13 protein-coding genes and 1 pseudogene are annotated in these 19,546 nt (G+C 56.8%); 11 read left to right on the top strand and 3 right to left on the bottom strand.

Annotated elements, in window-relative coordinates:
* The first annotated feature begins 13 nt into the window (after nucleotides 1-13).
* The 4 genes from NQ492_RS02120 to NQ492_RS02105 all read left to right on the top strand — a co-directional run bounded on the left by NQ492_RS02120 (nucleotide 14) and on the right by NQ492_RS02105 (nucleotide 5,317).
* A complete protein-coding gene (locus tag NQ492_RS02120; RefSeq protein ID WP_015546282.1) occupies nucleotides 14-1,297 on the top strand; it encodes a RagB/SusD family nutrient uptake outer membrane protein in 1,284 nt (427 codons plus the stop codon).
* A 42-nt stretch (nucleotides 1,298-1,339) separates the two neighbouring features.
* Nucleotides 1,340-2,299, top strand: a complete 960-nt coding sequence (locus tag NQ492_RS02115) for a phosphodiester glycosidase family protein (RefSeq protein ID WP_015546283.1) — start codon at nucleotides 1,340-1,342, stop codon at nucleotides 2,297-2,299.
* 11 nt (nucleotides 2,300-2,310) lie between these two features.
* Nucleotides 2,311-4,089, top strand: a complete 1,779-nt coding sequence (locus tag NQ492_RS02110) for a right-handed parallel beta-helix repeat-containing protein (protein WP_172633803.1) — start codon at nucleotides 2,311-2,313, stop codon at nucleotides 4,087-4,089.
* A 124-nt stretch (nucleotides 4,090-4,213) separates the two neighbouring features.
* The gene (locus tag NQ492_RS02105) at nucleotides 4,214-5,317 is read left to right on the top strand and encodes an alkaline phosphatase (RefSeq protein ID WP_259873633.1); all 1,104 of its coding nucleotides are present in this window, start codon (nucleotides 4,214-4,216) and stop codon (nucleotides 5,315-5,317) included.
* Nucleotides 5,318-5,712: 395 nt separating this feature from the next.
* Here the strand turns inward: NQ492_RS02105 and NQ492_RS02100 are convergent.
* Nucleotides 5,713-5,991 (bottom strand): annotated as a pseudogene (locus NQ492_RS02100) (MFS transporter); the annotation flags it as partial.
* Between the two features lie 13 nt (nucleotides 5,992-6,004).
* Entirely contained in the window at nucleotides 6,005-6,535 is a 531-nt protein-coding gene (locus tag NQ492_RS02095; protein WP_050794755.1) for a phosphodiester glycosidase family protein, read from the bottom strand.
* Between NQ492_RS02095 and NQ492_RS02090 the strand changes: the two genes are divergently transcribed.
* Both NQ492_RS02090 and NQ492_RS02085 read left to right on the top strand, forming a co-directional pair.
* Nucleotides 6,521-7,645: an MFS transporter gene (locus NQ492_RS02090; RefSeq protein ID WP_394798010.1), complete on the top strand. Its 1,125-nt coding sequence runs from the start codon at nucleotides 6,521-6,523 to the stop codon at nucleotides 7,643-7,645. The genes NQ492_RS02095 and NQ492_RS02090 overlap by 15 nt on opposite strands.
* A 56-nt stretch (nucleotides 7,646-7,701) precedes the next feature.
* Nucleotides 7,702-9,381 carry an alpha-amylase family glycosyl hydrolase gene (locus NQ492_RS02085; protein ID WP_015546287.1) on the top strand — a complete coding sequence of 560 codons (1,680 nt, stop codon included), beginning with the start codon at nucleotides 7,702-7,704 and terminating at the stop codon, nucleotides 9,379-9,381.
* Between the two features lie 1,068 nt (nucleotides 9,382-10,449).
* Here the strand turns inward: NQ492_RS02085 and NQ492_RS02080 are convergent.
* Entirely contained in the window at nucleotides 10,450-11,001 is a 552-nt protein-coding gene (locus tag NQ492_RS02080) for an RNA polymerase sigma-70 factor (RefSeq protein ID WP_015546288.1), read from the bottom strand.
* A gap of 188 nt (nucleotides 11,002-11,189) precedes the next feature.
* Here NQ492_RS02080 and NQ492_RS02075 point away from each other — a divergent pair, with 188 nt between their 5' ends.
* From NQ492_RS02075 to NQ492_RS02055, 5 genes are all read left to right on the top strand, one after another.
* On the top strand, nucleotides 11,190-11,537 hold the full coding sequence (locus NQ492_RS02075) for a BACON domain-containing protein (protein ID WP_015546289.1): 348 nt from the start codon (nucleotides 11,190-11,192) through the stop codon (nucleotides 11,535-11,537).
* Nucleotides 11,538-11,565: 28 nt separating this feature from the next.
* On the top strand, nucleotides 11,566-12,543 hold the full coding sequence (locus NQ492_RS02070) for a FecR family protein (protein ID WP_015546290.1): 978 nt from the start codon (nucleotides 11,566-11,568) through the stop codon (nucleotides 12,541-12,543).
* A gap of 101 nt (nucleotides 12,544-12,644) precedes the next feature.
* The gene (locus NQ492_RS02065; protein ID WP_259873627.1) at nucleotides 12,645-16,064 is read left to right on the top strand and encodes a SusC/RagA family TonB-linked outer membrane protein; all 3,420 of its coding nucleotides are present in this window, start codon (nucleotides 12,645-12,647) and stop codon (nucleotides 16,062-16,064) included.
* Between the two features lie 18 nt (nucleotides 16,065-16,082).
* The gene (locus tag NQ492_RS02060) at nucleotides 16,083-17,471 is read left to right on the top strand and encodes a RagB/SusD family nutrient uptake outer membrane protein (RefSeq protein WP_015546291.1); all 1,389 of its coding nucleotides are present in this window, start codon (nucleotides 16,083-16,085) and stop codon (nucleotides 17,469-17,471) included.
* Nucleotides 17,472-17,495: 24 nt separating this feature from the next.
* Nucleotides 17,496-19,511 (top strand): fibronectin type III domain-containing protein, encoded by a 2,016-nt coding sequence (locus NQ492_RS02055; RefSeq protein WP_015546292.1) that lies wholly within the window; start codon nucleotides 17,496-17,498, stop codon nucleotides 19,509-19,511.
* The last annotated feature ends 35 nt before the right edge of the window (nucleotides 19,512-19,546 follow it).

Here is a 19,546-nt window from a genome sequence, read left to right as displayed (position 1 = left end):
GAGAGCGAAACCTATGAAAAAGATACTATTTCACTTCACACTCGTCTTCCTTGCAGCCGCAGGCTTCTCCTGCGCAGGCGACCTCGACAGATTTTCCCGCTATTCGATCCCGCCGGAAGCCGTCACCGAGGCCGACCTCCCGGCCATGCGCATGGGCGTTTACAGCAGTTTCCAGAGCGGCGGACCCGGGGTGCGTTCCTATATCATGTTCGACATCCTCGGCGGTAACATCCGTGGGAATTCGGGAACTTCGAAAGACCAGATAAATTCGATGCTCTCGTCGCTCAACAGCTACCAGAACACTTCGTGGGCAGGCTATTTCTACATCCTGTACCAGGTCAACAACCTCATCAAAGCCGCGGAAAAATACCCTGGGTCGTCGGAAGCCACGCTGGCACTCGGCGAATCCCACTATTTCAGGGCATACCTCTACTACTGCATGGTAACCCGCTGGGGCGACATGCCCATCCTCCGGGAGAATACGCAGGAGAACGTGCCGCGCGACCCTGCCGAGCAGGTATGGAATTTCATCGAGGAAGAGTTGGAGCTGGCACTGGACCTGCTCGGATCGAGTAAAAGCTATTATTACGTGTCACACGACGCAGCCGTCGCGCTCATGGCACGCGTGAAGCTGAGCCGAGGCAAGAAAACAGAGGCCGCCGAACTGGCCGAAAGCCTGATCGGCAAGTATAAACTCGACGATTTCGAAAAGATCTTCCGCAAGGCGGCCAACACGGAGATCATCTTCGCCTTCGAGAATCTCTCGGAGGAGTCGGGGCTCAACATCAGCGACCTGTTCTACACCTATGCTCATGAGAACAAAGGCCAGGGGGTCTACTATCCCACCAAAGACCTGCTGGCGGTCTTCTCGGACGAGGACAAGCGCAAGGAGATCACCTTCACCAGCGTAGCCGGACAGACCCTCTTCAACAAGTATCCCAGCGGACAGACGGGCAAGGACCCGGTAATCGTCTCGCGTGTCGCCGAGATGTACCTCATCAGCGCCGAAGCTCAGGGACGCCCCAACGGACTGGCGCGACTCAACGACCTGCGCGAAGTCCGTGGACTGACGGCGATCAACCCCGCCCCGACCACGGACAAGGCGTTCATGGACGCCGTGATGGACGAGCGCCGCAGGGAACTGGTGACCGAGAATTTCCGCTATTACGATTTGGTTCGTACCGGCCGCGCCGTGGAGGAGCTGGGCATCCAGTCTCATCAGGTACTATTCCCGATACCTGGCCAGCAACGCCTGCTCAACCCGCTGCTGGGACAAAATCCCGGATACGGGGACTGATTATGCAGCCGAAAACCAAGTCTTATTGTAAAAAAGACCGTTATGAAAACCAACAATAAAATATTCTTGAAAATCCGACTGTTGTTTTGCCTTTTTGCATTGTCCACAACTCTTTGGTCGTGCAACGATACTCCTGATTACAATGATGCGTACGACAATACAACCGCCACAACGGCTGTTGCCCAAAAACTCGTCGCGGGCACGGGGCTGATCGGCCATATGATCGATGACCGCACCTGGACCGTTACCGACGGTGTGGAAGCCACCGAAATTGCATACGTCTCGTACGAAGGTTACACGACGAAGATGTTCGTCGTCGAGGTGGACCTCTCTAATCCCGCCATTTCCATCGCGGCGTCGCTGCCCGACAACGGCACGACGTTCAAGATGCAGTCCATGACACGGCAGGCCCTTGCAGCCGATGCCGCCGGCAACAAGGTCTGGGCAGGTTTCAACGCTGACTTCTTCAATATGACGACTGGCGTACCCCGCGGTCCCGTACACCGGAACGGCGTCATGCTGAAAAACACCTTCGACAGCGGCGAACGCAGCGTGTTCTACATCACCCGGGACAAAAAAGCCGCCGTGGCGCACCGCGACGACTATCCTGCGGTCAATGCCAGCGGCGTGATCCAGGAGGCCGTGGGCGGCGGCGTGATGCTCATGACGGAGGGTGAACTCGTGACGCAAGAGGAGGAAGGTCTCGAACCGCGCACGGCGGTAGGCGTGTCGGAAGACGGAAAAACGGTTTGGTTCCTCGTCGTCGACGGCCGGAATTGGAGTTATTCCAACGGTATGCGCTATCAGGAACTGGGGCTCTGTTTCCAAAGCATCGGAGCGCACGATGCAATCAACCTCGATGGAGGAGGCTCCACGACATTCCTCGTCCGCACTACGCCGGAATTCACCGACGACCGTTTCAAGGTCTGCAACTGGCCCTGTGACAACGGCGGCCAGGAGCGGGCCGTAGGCGACGGGCTCCTGATTATTTCCAACCAATAAATCCGATGAAGATGAAAAACATAAGCACCTATTTCACCCGGACGGCATGTGCACTTCTGCTCCTTGCCGTGTCAGCGGGATGCGAAGCCTTTCCGACCGACGACAGCGGATTCACCCCCGAAACGCCCGAACTCTCCATCCGGGCGAACGAGGTGGAGAACGTGCCGCGCGAAAAAACGACCCTCACCATCCCCGTTGAATCGAACCTGCCGTGGCGTGCAGGCACGGATGCCAGTTGGATCTCGTTCGAAAAGGCCCGCGGAACAGGTGACGGAGACTGCATCATCTCCGTTGCACTCAACACCTCGCGCGACGAACGGACGGGGACCGTCCGGATCTGGATCACGGACGATGCGGTCAAAACCTTCCGCATCACCCAGGCGCCGACCGTCGCCGGAGAAAATCCCATGGACTATTACGTCAAGACGGACGGCGACGGTACGGCCGACGGACTGTCGTGGGCAAATGCTACCACACTCGAAAATGCCTTGAATATGGCGGCGTTTGGTGATAAGGTGCACTTGGCTGCCGGGACATATACTCCCTACGCACCTGTAGCGGGCGGAAGCCTCGACAATGCGAGCGACAAAACGTTTGAACTGAACTCTAACATTACCCTCATCGGAGGCTATCCCTCCGATGCAACGGAAGGAGCCATATCCGCCCCCGCAGTCAATGAGACGATTTTCAGCGGTGAAACGGAAAACGGAACAGTATCTCATGTGGTCGTCGTAACTGCAGTTCCCGATCCCGATTTCCGATTGAAAATACAGGGGATTACGATCACTGGCGGAAAGGCACAGACCAACCGGAAAGTTACGATCAACGGAACTTCGGTAGATGCCCGATCTGGAGGCGGTATTGTAATCGTCGCTTCGGCCGTCGACTTCGTAAATTGTAAAATCAAAGACAATACAGCACAGAACAATGGCAATATCGTACTCCACAATGGATCGGATGTCAAATTCGAAAATTGTGTAATTTCGGACAATATCCACTCCGGCAATAACGGCGGCGCCGGTATTTACAACGACACTTCCACGCTGACTGTCGATAACTGTACGTTTGAAAATAACCGTACCTCCCATTTCGGCACAGCAATCTATGCTGTCAATACCAATGCAAAGTCGTACAATTATATCTACAATTCGACCTTTACGAAGAATGTGGCCGATCACAACACTCGTCAAGGAGGTGCAATCTATGGTCGCGAAAACTCCGAAACCGTGATCGTTAACTCCACGTTTATGGGTAATACGGGCGGCAAAGGCGGTGCCATCGCTGTATACGGTGCAAATGGCAAGACGACGAAGTTAGACATTGTTAACTGTACGATTACAGGTAATACGGCAAAGTCATACGGCGGGGGAATCAATATTTCCAACAGCTATTGCATCACGAGAATATACAATACGATCGTCTCAGGCAACAGCGATCCTAAAAACTCGGATCTTCAACTTGACGATGACGGCGGCCAAGCCGTGCTTTCCGCAGGACAGTCTTATGTCAACGGAAGTCAGATATATGACGTCAATAGCATTCTTTTGCAGGATATATCATTCGATGCGGAAACGATGCTTGGTCCGCTTTCCGATAACGGAGGCAAGACACAAACCGTTGCACTGAAGGGACCGGATAATCCGGCTCTTACTAACGGCATGGGAGTGCCAATGTTGAGAGCATTGCAGATTGAATATTCACAGTGGATATCGAAAGATGTAATCATTCTCGATCAACGCGGAGTAAGTCGTGACGGAAAGGCCGTGATTGGTGCCTGGGTCAACGAATAGGACATACCCAGAATTTGGAAACAGGCAATCTGCCGGAGCAAGAGGAAGCTGGGATATTCCGCCTCGTTTCGACAGATTGCCTTTATTATCAGTAATTCAAATGAAAATGAAACGATCCTTATTTTTGTTATGCGCTGTTGTCCCGGTCCTGCTGTCCGCAACGGCGTTCGCTGCGAAACCCGCGAAAAAACAGCAGGAGGCCGAAAAGGTCGAAAACATAATCCTGATGATCGGTGACGGAATGGGGCTGGCCCACGTCACGGCCCTGATGATCGAGAACGAATACCGCCCTATCCAAATGGAGCGGGCTCCGGTGACCGGATTCGTGAAGACCCATTCGGCCAACAATCGTGTAACCGACTCGGCCGCCGCGGGAACGGCGTTCTCCACAGGCCGGAAAACCAACAACTCCCGGCTCGGGCTCGACAGCGCGGGAAACCGCCTGCACACCATCCTCGAAAAAGCCGATGCCCGCGGTATGGCGACGGGTGTAGTGGTTACCTCCGGAGTCGTCCACGCCACCCCCGGGGCATTCTTCGGCCATTCGATGGACCGCCGCAAATACAAGCAGGTGGCCCTCGGCCTGCTCGACACCGACATCGACGTGCTGATCGGCAGCGGCCGTCAGTATTTGGAGGAGGGTGATCCGAGCATCATCGGGAAGCTCGAAAAGAGGGGCTGCCTCGTGGTCCGAAGCCTCGAAGAACTCGACGACGTTTCCGAAGGCCGGGCCATGGCACTCTATCCGGGCGACAACTACGGCATCCCCACCATCGCCGAAGGCCGTTCGCCGGAATACCTCCCGCAGGCCACGGCCAAGGCCCTCGAAATAGTGACGAACAACAGCCGCGGAAAAGGCTTTTTCCTGATGGTGGAGGGTTCGCTCATCGACAAGATGTGCCACGCCAACGACGCAGCGGGTATGCTCGCCGAAATACGGGATTTCGACAACGCCGTGGGTGTGGCCCTGGATTACGCCCAGGCACATCCCGGGACACTGGTAATCATCCTCGCCGACCATGAAACCGGCGGGCTCGCCATACCCTCGGGAAATGCTGATTTCCATCTGTCCGAAAGCGGCATCGGATATGTCTGGGGCAGCGTGAGCCACACCGCGTCGATGGTGCCGCTGTTCGCCTACGGGCCCTGCGCGACCCGTTTCGGAGGGGTATTGGAGAATGACGAAATAGGTCGAAGGATGCAAGAGGTCTTGGGATTGCAGCCATGAAAAAGACATTTTACATCCTCATACAGGCCGCCCTGCTCACCACAGGATGCTGCAATACGCCGGCGGACGATCCGTTGTCACGCACGTCCGACATGGCTGGATGGTCGATAGACGTCGTAGCCCCCGGCTGCGTGTGGTACAACTATACGGGATTCTACCTCCCGACGGGAGCCAACCAGACTATCAACGTCCTCGAAATAGACCTCTCGCACGGCGGATATTCGCTCTCGGTCGTACACAGCGAAGAGGCCGATTCGCTTTCGGCATTCGCCCTCCGCGCGGACGCCTTCGCCGGGATCAACGGCTCCTATTTCGAACCCGACGTATCGTTCGTGAAGACGGACGGGAAGGTCCGGCGCGAAGAGACCGTGGACAAAACCCACACCCGTTACTGGAAGCAGTCCGTTTACGAACTTTCCGGCGGCATAGGCGAAGAGCAGCGCGGAGCTGATGATGCCCAACTGCTGCGCATCCAGCGCATGGCTGTCGATGATCGGTTTCTTCACCACGTTGAGCGTGGTGCGGCAGACGTAGTAAAGGCTGTAACTGACCGTCCCGGCCAGAAAACTCTGGAAGCGGAGCCTGCGGTAGAGCCTGTCCCGTTCCTTCGGGCCGCACTGCAACGGCGGAACCGGTTTGCTGGTTCCGTAAAAGGTTTTTATTTTGTCGAACATGGGATGTCGTGCGTTAATCGTTCCGTTTCACCAATACCACGTTGTTGACGGCGCGCTGGCCGTAGTGGTCGTAGCGTTTGTTGTCCACGGGGAAGTTCACGACATGGGTGTCGTGTACGCCCCGGTTTCCGATCAGCATTGTGGTCGAGCCGCCTCCGTCGAGGTTCAATGCACAGCGGGGATTGAAATGCCGGACAAGCATCCGGGTCAGTTCCTGCGCGGTCATTCCCGATGACGTCCACCAGCGTCCGTCGACGGTGATGAGTAGCGCCCGGCCGTCTTCGGTCAGTGCGATCGCCACCCGCGGATGGCGCACACCCTGATGGCGGCGGTAATCTTCGTAGTCGAGCGTGCGCAGGTCGAGGCTGTCCGGATTTGCCGCAAACGTTTCGCCTACAGGTTCGTAATCGGCTATCAGCATCGGGGCGCCCGAGAGTACGGTGGAATAAGTGCTGGCGAGGTAGGAGGCGTTGTCGCCATAGTCTATGTCGGCCTTTCCCGTGGCAGGATCGAGGAAGAATGCCCCTTCGTGCTGGCCGACCACAGCAACATCAAACGCTTCATGGCGACCGGACTGACGGTTTCATTCATCGCCAACCTCTGCGTGGGACTGCTGGGGCTGTTCTCCGGCGGAGGGACCCTCGCCACGACGACCCTGTTCGTCGTCTTCGCCGTCCTGTGGGGTATCAACGGCTGGAGCCAGTCGATGGGCGCCGCCCCGGCGATCATCGCGCTGTCGAGGTGGTATCCGCTCAAAAAGCGCGGCACCTATTACGGATTTTTCAGCGCCAGCCACAACTTAGGAGAAGCCATATCGTTCGTCTTCGTGGGACTCGTCGTGGGGCTCGCCGGATGGAAATGGGGATTCGTCGGGTCGGCCATTGCCGGAGCGATGGGCGTGGCGGTGATCCTGCTCTTCCTGCACGACACGCCCGAAAGCAAGGGACTGCCGCCGGTGGAGGTGCTCTCGGGCGAGGCCGGGGACGAAACGGAGGTGGAACGGGAATCGGTCGGCACGGCCCAGAAAGCCGCGTTCAGAAATCCCTACATCTGGATACTCGCCCTGGCCAGCGCCTGCATGTACGTCAGCCGCTACGCCATAAACGGCTGGGGCGTCATCTTCCTTCAGGAGGTCAAAGGCTTCCCGCTGGCGACGGCGACCCAGGTCATCTCCGTCAACGCCTTTCTCGGCATCGCAGGGACGGTCTTTTCGGGATGGATGTCCGACAAATGGTTCAACGGGAGCCGTTACAGTATCGCCGTGACGTTCGGCGTGCTTTGTTCCGTGTCGCTCGGCCTGTTCCTGTACTCTGGCTCCGGGATGTTCGTAAACATCCTCGCCATGGTCCTGTTCGGCATCGCCATCGGGGTCCTGATCTGTTTCGTGGGCGGTTTGATGGCCGTCGATCTGGTCCCGCGCCGGGCCAGCGGCGCAGCGCTCGGGATCATCGGGATCGCCAGCTATGTGGGTGCGGGGATTCAGGACATCATCAGCGGCGCCCTGCTCGACAAGCACAAAACCGTCGTCGATGGCATCACGACACACGATTACAGCGTCGCATCGGTATTCTGGATCGCCGCATCGGTTCTGTCATTCCTGCTGGTAGGGGTCGTCTGGCGCAAGGCGGCGAAAAACAACCGGCAGCCAAACTGAATGAAAACGGCACGGCATACGTCACATAAATCGTAAACCAAACTATTTCCTCCGACATGAAAAAATCACTATTCCCATTTTTCGTCATCACCTTGCTCTGTGCTACGGCGGCATACGCCCAGCGCGGGCCCGAATGGCTCAAAAACGCCGTGATCTACCACATCTACCCCTCGAGTTTTCAAGATAGCGACGGCGACGGCATCGGCGACCTCGAAGGCATCCGCAGCCGGCTCGATTACGTGAAAGCCTGCGGATTCAACACCATCTGGCTGAGTCCTGTTTTCGAAAGTCCGTTTGAAGACGGCGGTTACGACATCACCGACTACTACAAAGTGGACCCGCGTTTCGGAACCAACACGCAATTGGTCGAGCTGATTCGCGATGCACATGCAAAGGGAATCCGCATCTGCCTCGACCTCGTGGCCGGACATACGTCGGATAAACACCCGTGGTTCCGCCAGTCACGCAGCGCCGACACGAATCTGCAATACAGCGATTACTACATCTGGAGCGATTCGAAATCGAGCCTCCCGACCAAGAAGTTCGTGAAGAGCGATGCACCCCGCAACGGCAATTTCCTGAAGAACTATTTTGAAGTCCAACCCGCTCTCAACTACGGTTACGCCCATCCCGATCCCGACGAACCCTGGCAGCAGGGATATGACGATCCCGGACCGAGGGCCGTACGGCAGGAGATCAGGAACATCATGGCTTTCTGGATGGACAAGGGCGTGGATGGATTCCGCTGCGACATGGCGATGAGCCTGGTGAAAAATGACGACCGGAACCACACGGCCACCGTCCGCCTGTGGCACGAAATGCGCGAATGGATCGACGCCCGCTATCCCGAGTGCATCCTCATATCGGAATGGAGCCAGCCCGGCGAAGCCATCCCCGCGGGTTTCCATGTCGACCTGATTATCCACAACGGCGCAGGTTACGACATGTACAGCCCGCTGGTCTGCAATACCGACGACAAAAATCGACCGACCGTTTGTTATTTCGACCGCGCAGGCGAAGGGCAAATCCGCAGTTTCGTCGATCGTTATACGAAAGAGCGGCATGCCACACGCGAACAAGGTTATCTCTCGATGCCCACATGCAGCCACGATATCTGGCGTCTGAACCGCAATCAGCGCAATACGCCTGAAGAACTGAAAGTCACGATGACCTTCTTCCTGCTCATGCCGTGGATACCGACCGTCTATTACGGCGAGGAGATCGGCATGCGCAACATAGAGGACGCTCCCATCAAGGAGGGAAGTTTCGCGAGACGCAATCGCAGCAGTTGTCGCACGCCGATGCAGTGGGATACGACCCCCAATGCCGGATTTTCAACGGCCGACGCCACGAATATCTTCCTGCCGGTCGATCCCGATCCGGCGCGGCCGACCGTAGCGGCACAGACCGACGATCCGCACTCGCTGCTCTCCTACGCGCGCGGCCTGCTGGCCCTGCGCGCTGCGACCCCGGCTTTGGGGACTTCGGGCGACTGGCGCTATGTCAGTGACCCTAATCATCCCTATCCGATGGTTTATGCCCGCGAATATGCAGGGGAGAAATATATCGTAGTGCTCAATCCTTCGGCACAACGTGCTACGGCACAATTCCCCGAAGAAGGCGCCGTCGCAGACATCGTCTATGGCAGCGGAGTGCCGGCACGCTATACGGTTCGCAAAGATCTGGCATCCGTCAAGGCGGAACCGGTGTCCGCTACCGTGTTGCGCATGAAATGACTTGCCATTCTACGACATTGTTTCATTTTAACCATTCTCTTTGAACCGATATAAGAGTTTGAACAGCACACATGATCTTTCAACTGTATGTATATGTCAGACTCGTATGATGCAGTATTGGGAATGACATACAAGACTGCCAACGAGCCCCGGAGCAAATATCTCCGGGGCTCGTTGTATCCAAGTTTCAGAAGATCCAGGAACTTCCTGCGAATTTTCAAAATACGATTATATGAAATAAATCAATACTCAATATTGAAAACTCAAAAAATGAATAGAGATGTTACAGAATATCCGATCCTTTTGAAAAAATAGTTTTTATCCTTTTTCCGCGTTTTTCGCGGCCGTGTCCCTTGTCCCCTCAGAACACAAACAAGCTTATACGACATACAAATACCATGTCAACTATATTCAGTTTTGCTGCGCCCAGAAAATTTAAGCCGGCGCGTACACTTCATAGGCTGACAAAAAGAGAATTCGTCTGATAAGTATCCGTGCGAGATCTGTAAAAAGCCTTCGAAAATGGGATTGTTGCTTCGAACCGCCGTCACATTTCCAGAATTGGAAATAAAAAGGGTTTGGTTGAGAACCAGCCATCAGGACATAGATGCAGTAAAAATATCAAATCACCGAAATCTCAGGTTTATTTAGCAGAGCAATTTACTTCCACATACCTCATGAAAATAACTGCTTCGATGTAGGGACTCGAGGTTGGATGATGTCTCGACAGTTAACAACCTATTCTGGCAATGTTTGCAGAAATTCGCCTGGATATTCAACGTTATGATTAACAACCTCAATCACTATAAGGACTATTTTTCAATTCAAGGCAATGCATTTCAGAAATCATGAGACATAATAGCAAATTTGTAATTTGCCTATCCCGAAATTTTTTCATACCTTGCAATAGGTTATTTGAAATGCGGTATTTGAGCGCAAGACGCTGAAAACAAACCGTTGCTTTCTCGTTACCTACTCTCCTATACAAAAATGTAACTACCCGATAAATCAAGTAGTTACATCATTATAATCCCGCCTCTTGTGGTCCGCCCTTTTCGTTTTTGCAGGCTATATGAAAAACGCCATCGCCGAGAGCAGTTTGCGCAATTCGGCCAGCGCTCCCGAGATGTGGTACTGCACGGTCTTGGGGCTGATGTTGAGCGCCTCGGCGATATCGTTGTAGGACATGTTCTCGTAACGGCTCATGCAGAAAACCCGCCGACGCTGCTCGGGCATGTTGCGGACCGCCAGGTCGATCATCTCCAACAGGTCGTCCGTCGACACGCTTTCGTCGGCCTGGGGCGCGGCGGGACTCTCCGCAGCTCCGGTTTCCGCCTGATATTTGGACTCTACCTGCCGGTGCTTGTAGGCATTGAAGATGGCATTGCGCGTCATGCGGAACAGATAGCCCCGAAACGAAAGGACGGCCCCGAGTCCCCGGCGCTGTTCCCAGATTTTCAGGAAAATATCGTGCGTGACATCTTCGGCGTCGGTCCGGTCTTTGAGCAGCCGGAAGGCGAAATCACGGACCTTGGAGGCATAGCGCAGGTAAAGGATATCCAATGCTTCGGAATCCCCGTCACGGAGTTTTTTCAGGATAATATGTTCGTCGCAATCCATAGTCGGTCGGTGCAAATATAGATTTTAAGCGAATAAATTAAAAATCTTTTCTCCTTTTTTCACGATTTTTTAACGGAACGGCGGAAATATAAAAAAAATTGTACGAACTGACTGGCCATCGCCGCCGGCAAGTTGTCTTATTTATGGAACCGGCTCCGAAAACAACTATTTAACCTGAAAAACTCAACATGAAAAAACAGCTACTATTCATTGCGGTCCTGCTGTGTGCATGTCTGGCGGGCAGTTGCAAGGACGACGATCCGGCGGCCCCCGACAGCCTTTACATGCACAGCACGTCGGGAACCGTAGAGGCCGCTGCCGGCACACAGTCCGTGACGATCTACACCACCTGCGGTTGGAAGGCCACCGGCGACGACTGGATCACGATCGAACCCCTTTCGGGAGGCGAAAAGGGCATTTTCGCCGTTCACCTCAGCTTCGGGGCCAACGACACGGGCGCACTGCGCACCGGCCGGGTCGTCTTCGAGGCCGGGACCTATTCGGAAACCTACACCCTGACGCAGAAAGCGCAATAAACCGCAGCCCCTCTAAAACCGGCACACGATGAGCAAAACGGAACGCAAGCGAATCATCGACCACATATTCCGTCATCCGGAAACCCCGGAAGAGATACGGCAGCAGTTCGAGCGCTGGATGCTGGCCCGGGAGCACGACTCCGGGATCGACGAAATCCTGTGGGACATCTGGGAAAACCATGCGGCGCCCGCCTCGGAGGAGGAGGACCGCAGGGGACTCGAACGGCTCCGGGCATCGCTCCGCGCAAGCCGGGTCCGCACGCTTCCACGCCGCGTCCTGCGCTATGCAGGCATGGCCGCCGCCGTCGTGCTGGTATTCCTCGGAGGCTATTTCGCCGCCACGCAGACACTCGCACCCGAAAAGGAGGTCACGCTGCTGACTGCCAAGGGACATGTCGGGGAGTTCACCCTGCCCGACGGGACGAAGGTGTGGCTCAACGGCGAAAGCCGGTTGAAGTACAACGCGGAATTCTCGGGCAGGACCCGCGACGTGGCCCTGACGGGCGAAGCGTTCTTCGAAGTCCGGAAAGACACGCTGCGGCCGTTCCGCGTCAGCATGAACGATTTGCAGGTCGAGGTGCTGGGCACCTCGTTCGACGCCATGAACTACGCGTTCGGATCGAGCGAGGAGATAGTGCTCAAAACCGGCTCGGTGAAGATCTCCGGGGAGCATCTCCGAAGCCCCGTGACGCTGCGTCCCGACGAGCGGTTCTCGCTCGACCGGCTTTCGAAACGCGCCTGCGTCGAAAAGGTCGACGCGCGGAATTACAGCCAGTGGTTCTCGTCGCGTCTGATCTTCGACAACACGCCGCTGAAAGACATTATCATCAACCTCGAACGGAGGTACAATATCGAAATCTCCCTCTCTTCGAACATCTCGCCTGAAAAACGACTGTCGCTGGTCGTTTGCCACGAACCGCTGGAAGACCTCATGGAGGTAATGTCCTCGCTGATGTCGATCCGCTACCGCATAGACGGCAACCGCGTCCTGATCACCCAGAGATAAACCCTGTAACATAGACGGTCTGTCCCGAAACCTCCCGCAACAAGAGGCTCCGGCATACCCTTTCATTTGAAAAATCGAATCAAACACAAACCGAAACTATCATGAATGAACTCAACGTTTTGAAAAGGATCTGCCGGCATCTGTTCCTGGCGGTCCTCCTCTGCGCGGTGTCGGCCGCCACGGCTTCGGCCCAGGTCCCGACCGTCACCGTCGATGCGAAGAACGTTACCATCAAAGAGCTGTTGCAGCGCATCGAAGCCAACAGCCAGTACACGTTCGCCTACATCGACGCCGACATCAACCCCGACAAACGGGTGTCGGTGAAGGCCGTCAACCGCAGCATCGCCTCGATCATCGCCGAGGTGCTTCCCAATGTGAATATGGAAGTTAAGGGGCTGAAAATCGTCCTCACAGCCAAACGGGGGGGGGAATCGCAGACCCGCCCGGCCGCTGACGCCGGACGCACCGTGAAGGGCCGCGTGACCGACGAAAGCGGCGCGCCGGTGATCGGCGCCACCGTCATCCTGAAAGGCACCACGGTCGGCACGGCGACCAACGCCACGGGCGAATACGCCATCGACATCCGGCAGGCCGACGCCGTGCTGGTCTACTCGCTCATCGGCTACAACAAGGTCGAGGTGGCGCTCTCCGAGGGCCAGACGCAGGCCGACGTTACGCTGAAAAGCGAGGCGATCGCCATGGACAACGTGGTGGTCGTAGGCTACGGCGTGCAGAACAAGCGCGACGTGACGACGGCCATCTCGTCCATCAAGGCCGAAGACTTCGCCGCCATGCCGACGGCCGATTTCCGCGACGCCATGGCCGCCAAGATGCCGGGCGTGCAGGTGCTCACCCTGGGCGGCCAGCCCGACGGCAACGTTTCGATCCGCATCCGCGGCATCCAGTCGGCCACGTCGGGCAACGACCCGCTCTACGTCATCGACGGCGTTCCGTGCGACGCCCGGGCCTTCTCGAACCTCGAAAGCAGCGACATCGAGAGCCTCGAAGTGCTCAAAGATGCCTCGGCGGCGGCGATCTACGGTTCGCGCGGCTCGTGCGGCGTCATCCTCATCACGACCAAACGCGGCGAGGGCGAACGCCCCGTCGTGAGCTATGACGGCCAGTTCAGCGTCTCGAGCGTCTCGAAGACGATCGACATGCTCAATGCCTATGAATTCGCCAAAATCTTCAAAGAGGCCCGCGACGGCGCCTACCTGTTCAACGTTCCGACGGGTTCGATTGACGACCCCTACGAGGACCGTCCCCAGACCTACCACCGCGTTGACCCGCTCATCACGGCCTACCTGCAGGACAAGACCGGCACGATGACCGACACCGACTGGCAGGACGCCATCTTCCGCACGGCCTATTCGACCAAGCACTCTGTATCGGTCTCGGGCCGCACCAAGACGCTGGGTTACTACATCGGCGCCAACTACCTCTACCGCGAGGGAACGATCATCGGGTCGGATTTCGAACGTTACAGCCTGCGGGCCAACATCGACGGCAAGCGCAACCGGCTGAAATACGGCGTCAGCTTCTCGCCCTCCTACTCGAAGACCAACTACATCTCCTCTGACACGCAGTACGGCGACGATGGTGTAATCGCCTCGGCACTGATGGCGCCTCCGGTCTTCCCGGTCTACAACACCGATGGCTCCTACAACTGGGACATGAACGGATTCCTGCGCGTCAACAGCTGGGACACCCAGACCAACGAGGTGCTCAACCCCGTGGCGCTGGCGCTCGAAATCGACGACGTGCGCGAGAAGATCAACATTCTGGGCAACGCCTACGTCTCCTATGAGTTCATCAAAGGGCTGGAATACAAATTCACGGCCGGCGGCGACTACTACTCCTACATCCGCAACTACTACCGCCCCTCGTACATCCCCCTGCGCGGCCATAAATATTACGACGATCTGTCAGCCCCCAAAGCGCAGAACAACATGAACTCCTATTTCCACTGGACGATCTCCAACCAACTTTCCTTCAACCGCACCTTCGGCGATCATTCGGTCAACGCCGTGGCGGTCTACGAAGCCGAGAAGCAGGGCATCCAGACCTCGCAGATCGTGGGCACCGGCACGGCCGGCGACGACAAGATCCGCACCACGAAGGGCAAGACCATCGACCTGACGGAGACCTACAACAACAAGTACGCCTACACCTTCGCCTCGTGGCTCGTGCGTGCGCAGTACTCCTACAAGGGCCGTTACATGGTTTCGGCCTCGATCCGCGGCGACGGTTCGTCGCGCTTCGCCCCCAACACCCGGTGGGGTTATTTCCCGGCGGCCTCCGTGGGATGGCGCATGAGCGACGAGAGCTTCCTGCGCGATGTGAAATGGGTCGACGACCTGAAAATCCGCGCCAGCGTGGGACAGACCGGTAACGCTCAAATCGGCAATTCTGAATACCTGGCGCTCTACGGCTCGACGAACATCGATCTCGGCAACGGACTCACTTCGCAGGTCTATCCCACGCAGATCGCTAACAACGACCTGGGCTGGGAGAAGAACACGCAGTACAACGTTGGTCTGGATGTCAGCCTGTGGCGCGGCACCCTCGGATTCACCGCCGACTACTACTATTCGAAGACGACCGACATGCTGTTCGACGTTCCCGTCTCATCAGTATCGGGCCTCACCTCGTCGAACGTCAACATCGGTTCAATGCAGAATAAAGGTATCGAGCTGGCGCTCACCTCGCGGCGCAGCTTCGGCGACTTTTCCTACGCCTTTGCCGCCAACTGGTCGCTCAACCGCAACAAGGTGCTGAGCCTCGGCGATGAGAACGCCGACATCATCAAAGAATCCTCCTACGCCGGCGGTTACTACCTCACGCGCGTAGGCCAGCCCGTCGGCTGTTACTACCTGCTTGTGCAGGACGGCATCTTCCACAACCAGGAGGAGCTGGACTCCTATCCCCATTTCGACACCACGACGATCGGCGACTTCCGCTTCGTCGACGCCAACGGCAACGGCATTCTCGAAAAGGACGCCGACCGCGTGATCGTAGGCAACTACATGCCCGATTTCTACTACGGCTTCTCGGTTAACCTCTCGTACAAGGGCTTCGACCTGGCGGCCAACTTCCAGGGCGTCTACGGCAACGAAATCCTGAACCTCGAACGCCGCTACCTGCTCAACATGGAGGCTTCGTCGAACATGATGAAGGAGTCGCTGCAACGCTATCCCTACGGCGAACTGAACCGCGCGACCCGCAAATCGAGCGGCAACAACGGCGCCTGTACCTCGACGTTCCACCTCGAAGACGGCTCCTACCTGCGCCTGCAAAACCTTTCGCTGGGATACACCTTCCCCGACCGCTGGACCCGCAAGGCCGGCATCTCGAAGCTGCGCATCTACGTGCAGGGCACGAACCTCTTCACGTGGACCGACTATTCGGGCTACAACCCCGAGGTCAACAAACGCTCGACGGACGCCCTGCGTCCGGGCGAGGACTACTGCTCCTATCCGCTGTCGCGCACGTTCAGCGTCGGTGTGAACTTTAACCTGTAATCAAAAATGACGATGACTATGAAACCGAAATATTTCCTTGCGCTGGGACTCCTCGTACTGGGTCTGGGCTCGTGCGGCGAAAGTTTCTTCGAACAGTACCCGAGCAACAACATCACCGAAGGCAACTTCTACAAGACCGACGACGACTTCAACCAAGGAGTCGTGGCGTGCTATGCCAAACTCAAAACCCAGATGAGCTTCCACCTCACGGAGATCGGCTACCGCGGAGACGAAAACGTCCTTGAATCGATGGCTGTATCGACGCAGAACCGCTACGACATCGACCATTTCGCTGAGACAGCTAACAACGGCATCCTGAACGACATCTGGAATGCCTGGTACAACGGCATCTATCGCTGCAACGACGTACTCGACCACATGACCGGAGCCAAGATCGCCAACTACGACAAATATCGCGGCGAATGTCTGTTCCTGCGGTCGTGGTGGTATTTCAACCTCTACCGCGTCTTCGGCGTGGTGCCCATCACCCGCACCGTGGTAACCCCAGCAGCTGCCAAACTCATCCCCCGCTGCACAGAGGAGGAGATGTACACGCTGCTGACCGAAGACCTTGCCGAGGCGGCCCGGCTGTTGCCGCCGACACCGGGTCCGGAAAAGGCCCGTGTGGCGAACATCGCGGCCTACACGCTGCTGGCGAAGGTCTACCTCACGTTCGGCAAGCCCGCCGAGGCCAAGACGGCCCTCGAAGAGGCGATGAAGAACACCTCCTACGGACTGGAATCGACGACGAAAAAGGTTTTCGACGTGGGTAACAAAATGAACCGGGAGATCATCTTCGCGCTCTACTACAACAAGACCAACGACAACGGCCACGGTTACTGGTACAGCGCCAACACAGATGTGTTGGCAGACATCAACAACCCCACACCAACCTTCAAGGCGATCTACGACAGCGAGAAGGACAACCGTCTACCGCTGATCAGCTCCTACACCAAGATTAAAGACAATCTCTTCGCCATGACCAAATGGTACGACACCTACGACGCAACCTACACAACGCAGGTGGGCAACGATTTCCCGCACCTGCGCTATGCCGACGTGGTGCTGATGTACGCCGAGGCGCTGGCCGAATCGGGAGGCAGCCTGGGCGACGCGCTGGAATGGCTCAATAAGACCCGCACGCGGGCCGGGCTCGACGAACTGACGACCGACGAGGTCAAAAGCCTAGCGGAGTTCCGCCGCGAGCTGGCCGCTGAACGGGGCCGTGAGTTCGCCCTCGAAGGCCACCGCTGGTTCGACCTCGTGCGGCTGGGGCTGGCCGTCGACTATTTCCGCGAAATGGGCTACTCACTCGATTCGCACAACCTGATCTTCCCGATCCCGCAAAACCAGATCGAAATCGTGAACAACCCGTCGATTCTCTGGCAGAATCCCGGTTTCAATTAACCAACCACTTAAGTCAGAACAAGCATGAAAAAGATAATCAACCTTTTGCTGATATCGTTCATCGCCGCGGGCCTCACCGCATGCTGGAGTGAGGATATCCCCGAAGCCGGAGCGGCCCGCCACCAGGTCACCGATCTCACCGCCACGCCGGGCGACGAGGAGGTACTGCTCTCCTGGAGCCTGCCCGAAGGCTGGAACCCGACGGACTTCATCGTCTACTACACCGATGCCGATTCGGAAACGGTCACCCTGCGCACGGGCGGCGAGATGAACTGCACGGTCGGCGGACTCGTCAACGACACGCAGTACACCTTCTACGTGCAGGCGGTCTACGGAAAACTCGTCTCGAACTACGTCGCCGCCGTCGGCAGACCCGCCACGACGCGGTTCCCGGTCACCGACCTCACGGTCGATGCGGGCGACTCGTTCGTGAGCCTCGCGTGGACCAAGCCCGCGACGACGGTGCTCTCCTACACGCTCTCCTACTACAACGAGGACACACCCGACAACGTCGAGCAACAGACGCTCGACAAGGACGCGACGAGCGTGACGCTTGACAAGCTGATCAACGACAAGAACTATTACTTCTCGCTGACGGCCAACTACGAAAAGGGCGCCTCGGAACCGGCCACCGCGAAAGCGATGCCGACCCTGGCGATCCCCTACATCCTCGACCGCGACAAGGCGGCCAAGAACCAGCCGATCACGTTCTCGTTCAACACCGAAGACTACCCGACGGCCACCGACGTGAAGTGGACCTTCCCGGGCGACGTCGTGAAGGAGGGAACCGTCGTGAAATACGGACTGGGCACGGTCGGCACACAGACCGTGAAGCTGAACGCCACGATCGACGGCAACGCCCGCTCGTGGACCCTCGAGGTCGAAATCCGCGAATACGTCATCTACAGCACCGACTGGGCGCAGGACGGCTCGAACTACAACGGATTCAAAGGCACTTGTCCGGTGTTCTCGCCCGACGGAAAGACCGTCTACATCATCACCTTCAACAAAGTCTCCGCCCTCTACGCCTTCGACGTCGTGACAGGCAATGAGAAGTGGCGTTACCTACCAACCTCCAAATCAGGAAGCTACAACATGCTCACCGTGAATCCCGTGACAGGCGACATTTACTACGGCACGACAAGCGCTGGACAGTTCTATGCCATCACGCCGGAAGGCGAGTTGAAGTGGATCTTCTCCGAAGCCGGTTCAATGAAGAGCGCCGCCCCGGCCGTCAATGCTAACGGAACAGTGGTTTACATTTGTGATGCTTTGGGTAAAGCCTTCGCCATAGACGCTGCATCGGGACAAAAGAAATGGCAGTTTTCAGCAGGAGATGCCGGAAGGGGCCTGCTGGTTAACGGCAGCGAGCTGCTGATCGGAACGCAAACCGACGCTTTCTTCGTCAATATTGAAACCGGCGAACAAATCGCCAAGGTTACCCTTGGCTGCGAAATGTCCGACATCACCGGATTTGCCGTCAACAGCGACAAAACCCTTGCTTATTTTGGTGGCAGAAATGGTTATATAGGGGCCGTTAACATAAAAACACATGAAGCGATAAAATCGTTGGTAGTAGAGAAAGACAATCCCAACCTCCTTTATGAGCCCGTTGTGGCCCCCAACGGTTCGGTCTTCGCCGGTTCGAAAAACGGTTCGGTCTACAACGTGAAGGGCGACCTTTCGGCCGTCAACTGGGAGTACGTCCACACCGGCAGCTCCCTCGCCAACGCCTTCAATTACTCCCACCCGTGCGTCGACAGCGAAAACCGCTTCTACATCACTTCGGGACAGACCTCTAACACGACCTACATCTTCGATGCCAGCGGCAACGTGGTTGATTCTTGGACCTACGAGAGCGGCGACAACAACCAGAAGCAGATGGGCGGCAACAACTATCTCGACGGAGTCATTTATTCGGCTTTCATCGGCGGCTCAAGCAAGAACGGCGTTTTCGTCGGCAAATACGTCGGCGGCGAACGCGCATCGAGCTGGAGTACCCATGGCGGCGACATTTGTGGATCGTGCTGCGTCAAATAATTGAATCAAGAGACGCCGGGAATCCCCGGCGTCTC

Source organism: Alistipes shahii WAL 8301, from assembly GCF_025145845.1.
In the GTDB taxonomy this organism is placed as follows: Bacteria; Bacteroidota; Bacteroidia; order Bacteroidales; family Rikenellaceae; genus Alistipes; species Alistipes shahii.
The sequence above is the reverse complement of the archived record's forward strand: the minus strand, read 5'-3'. Positions and strand labels throughout refer to the sequence as shown.